The organism is Candidatus Roseilinea sp. NK_OTU-006 (genome assembly GCF_012931985.1).
Taxonomy (GTDB): Bacteria; Chloroflexota; Anaerolineae; order J036; family Brachytrichaceae; genus JAAFGM01.
The window spans coordinates 1-2,911 of sequence record NZ_JAAFGM010000089.1; the positions used below are offsets into that span (position 1 = coordinate 1).

5 protein-coding genes are annotated in these 2,911 nt (G+C 58.0%); all 5 read right to left on the reverse strand.

Annotated features, from left to right (window positions below; translation table 11 throughout):
• Positions 1-333 (reverse strand): CU044_2847 family protein (locus tag GXH28_RS16090; RefSeq protein WP_304515804.1); only part of this gene is annotated, 333 nt, incomplete at its 3' end.
• 12 nt (positions 334-345) lie between these two features.
• Positions 346-555 carry a hypothetical protein gene (locus GXH28_RS15615; protein WP_169239940.1) on the reverse strand — a complete coding sequence of 70 codons (210 nt, stop codon included), beginning with the start codon at positions 553-555 and terminating at the stop codon, positions 346-348.
• A 362-nt stretch (positions 556-917) separates the two neighbouring features.
• Positions 918-1,757, reverse strand: a complete 840-nt coding sequence (locus GXH28_RS15620; RefSeq protein ID WP_169239941.1) for an ABC transporter ATP-binding protein — start codon at positions 1,755-1,757, stop codon at positions 918-920.
• 11 nt (positions 1,758-1,768) lie between these two features.
• A complete protein-coding gene (locus GXH28_RS15625; RefSeq protein ID WP_169239942.1) occupies positions 1,769-2,566 on the reverse strand; it encodes an ABC transporter permease in 798 nt (265 codons plus the stop codon).
• Between the two features lie 72 nt (positions 2,567-2,638).
• Positions 2,639-2,911: transposase (locus GXH28_RS15630; RefSeq protein ID WP_169239943.1), on the reverse strand; the 273-nt coding region annotated here is incomplete at its 5' end.

Sequence of the window (2,911 nt, forward strand, 5' to 3'; positions counted from 1 at the left end):
TGAGGTAAATGCCCATCCGTCATCGGGAGTGGTTTCGGCGGCATCATTCCGCAGCAGGTCCGTCATCTTTCGCAGATGCTCCCACGAGTGTTGGACAGAGTTGCTACGCGATGATACAAGTCTAGGCTTGGCGCGCGGAATTCTCGGAGGGATAACAGGGCCGCAGCCTGAGAGGGTCACCCGGCTGGTGACCTCAACGTCCCAACTCAGCTTGACGCTGATCGTGCCCTCGGCTCCAGTCTTGGCCACGTATGCCTCAAGCTCTCCGCTGAAGCTCACGCCAAACTCGACGTCGAGGCTGGCCGGCATCTTCTGGTCGTCCGCGCTCTGCATCTTGGCAATCAGCTAGGCCGTCCTCTGCGCTATGTGCTCGATGGTCTCGAACGCGGCATCCATGGCCTTGTCCGTGGCCTTGCGCACGACCGAGGAAGTTATGCCGCGCTCTGTGGGCCACTCGCGCGATGCCGGAGCCGATTCGTCCTGTATCGTCGCCGGCGTCACTTCGATCAGCAGTGCGGCCTCGCCTTGGTCGGTCTCGTCGCGATGCGTTGTCATCTCAGTTCTCCGTCGAATTCGCTACCGGCCGTGTCGCCGGCCAGCATTCCACAATAATGACACGCTGCCAATACCTCGGATGTCGTAGAGTAGATGTGCAGGCCAGCAACGTGGCCGCTGCTGCTATGCTACTGAATCATCACGTTGGTATCCGCGTGAGCCGATCAGCTGCGTTGGCAGCGAGCCAACGGGTGCGGTAAATATAGCGAAAGCAAGTAGAGCAAGCGGAAGGTGTATAGATATGTTGCGCGGACAAGGGAGTGCAGTGTTCATGCGGCCAAAGCTGGGCTTTCTTACGACTTTGGCCCAAGTGGCTGGGTTTGTAAAGCGGAAGTCGATGATTAGATGATTAGTTAGTTTGGCTAGACGAGGGCGCGGGTGGGTCGAGGTGTGTTTTGCTGAGCGACAGCGGCATTGGCGGCTACACCAATGCGTGACCGAATGTTGCGCGCATAAGCTTGGAACTGCTCTGAATACTGCAAGTCGGCGGTGCGCGGGCGAGGCAAGTTAATCTCGAAAATCGAATCTACTGTTCCCGGTCGCGGCGAGAACACGATCACTCGATCCGACAGCAGTACCGCTTCGGGGATGGAATGGGTAATGAACACGATCGTCTTCTGCCTCCCTGCCTCTCGCCCCGCCCACAGCTTTAGGAGTTCCAAATTCATCTCCTCGCGTGTGAAGGCATCGAGCGCGCCGAAGGGTTCGTCCATGACCAGGAGCGACGGATCGTGAATAAGCGCGCGGCACAAGGCAGCGCGCTGCTGCATGCCGCCCGACAACACACTTGGGTAATCGTTCCTAAAATCCCACAGCCCCACCAAACGCAGCAATTCTTCTGCACGCTCGGTGAACGCTAGGCGTGGCTTGCGGAGGATGTCCAACGGCAGCAGCACGTTGTCCAGCACGCTGCGCCACTTCAGCAGCGTTGGCGTCTGAAACACGATCCCGATGTCGCTGTGCGGCCCACACACTGGTTGGCCGTTGACGTAGATTTCGCCGGCCGTGATGTCCATCAGCCCAGCCAGCATTTTGACCAGAGTGGACTTGCCGCAGCCAGAGGGGCCGACGATGGACACAAACTCACCCCGGGCAACGTCGAACGTCACGTCGGCCACGGCTAGCACCGGCTGCCCGTGTCTAGAGCGAGGCGGATACAGCTTGCGCACATGGTGCAGCTCGATCATGTTCGATAGCGGCATAGTGTCGTGAGTTATCCACCACGCCCGGCCGCATTGAAGGCAGGTTCGGCCATTTGCGCATGACTACTGCGATTCCATGGCAGAACCAACCACTCGATCGACTCGATCAAGTAGAACAGCATGATGCCCTGGGCGGCCAGGATGATCAGGCAGGCGAACACCAAGTCGGTCTGCAATGACGACGTGGATAGAAGGATCAGGTAGCCCAAACCGTTACTCGCTCCGACGAACTCTCCGATGACCGCGCCGATTACGGCCAGCGTGATTGCCACCTTTGCGCCGCTGAAGAACGCCGGCAGTGCGTGCGGCATCCGGATATGCACGAACTCCTGCCAGCGCGTCGAGCGCAGTGATCGCACTAGATCCAGCGCATCACCATCAGCGCTCATCAGGCCCATGGCTGTGTCTACAACGACAGGGAAGAAGGCCACCAGAAAGGCGATTACGATCTTGGATAAGTCGCCATATCCCAGCCACAGGATGATTAATGGCGCAATGGCGGTCTTAGGAATGGACTGAAACAGCAGCAGAATCGGATAGAGCGTGTTGCGCAAATAGGCCGACCACACGATGGCGATCGCGAGCGGCACACCGATCAGGACGGACAGCAAAAAGCCTGCCACGCTTTCGTAGAGCGTGAACAGGCTGTTGCGCCATAAAGCTGGTGCATGCTTGACCATCGTGGCCAAGATGGCGGTGGGGGCGGGCAGGACGAACTCTGGCACCCTGAAAATCCGAACCGCCAATTCCCACGCTATAACCAACGCAAGTAAGTTCAGCGCGGGCAGCGCGATGCGGTGGAGTTTCATGGACGGTCAAGGATCAGTAGTGGGGTGTGGTCCGAGATATATAGGCACGACCATGCCAGTTATTGACTCACGTTACGCAGCCAGTGTGACGGGCTGCAGCTGGCGCAGGGCGTCAAAAGCTGATTGAACGGCGTGCAGATACAAATGCGATTTCAAGGCAAAATGATTCGACTTGGATTTACGCTTGAGCATCTCGAGCTTGATGAACGCACACAAAGTGGCAAAGATGTGATTGGTCTGCGTCGTGACCGTGTGGGCAGGCGAGCGTTCGAGCGCGGCATTCTGCTTGAGCGACTTGTGGAAGGGTTCGATCGTCCATCGTTTTTGATAGAGCGAGGTGATCCC

Bases quoted from the DNA above. Each gene is read 5' to 3' on its own strand.
- GXH28_RS15615 (WP_169239940.1), bottom strand. From the start codon at position 555: ATGACAACGCATCGCGACGAGACCGACCAAGGCGAGGCCGCACTGCTG.
- GXH28_RS15620 (WP_169239941.1), bottom strand. From the start codon at position 1,757: ATGCCGCTATCGAACATGATCGAGCTGCACCATGTGCGCAAGCTGTAT.
- GXH28_RS15625 (WP_169239942.1), bottom strand. From the start codon at position 2,566: ATGAAACTCCACCGCATCGCGCTGCCCGCGCTGAACTTACTTGCGTTG.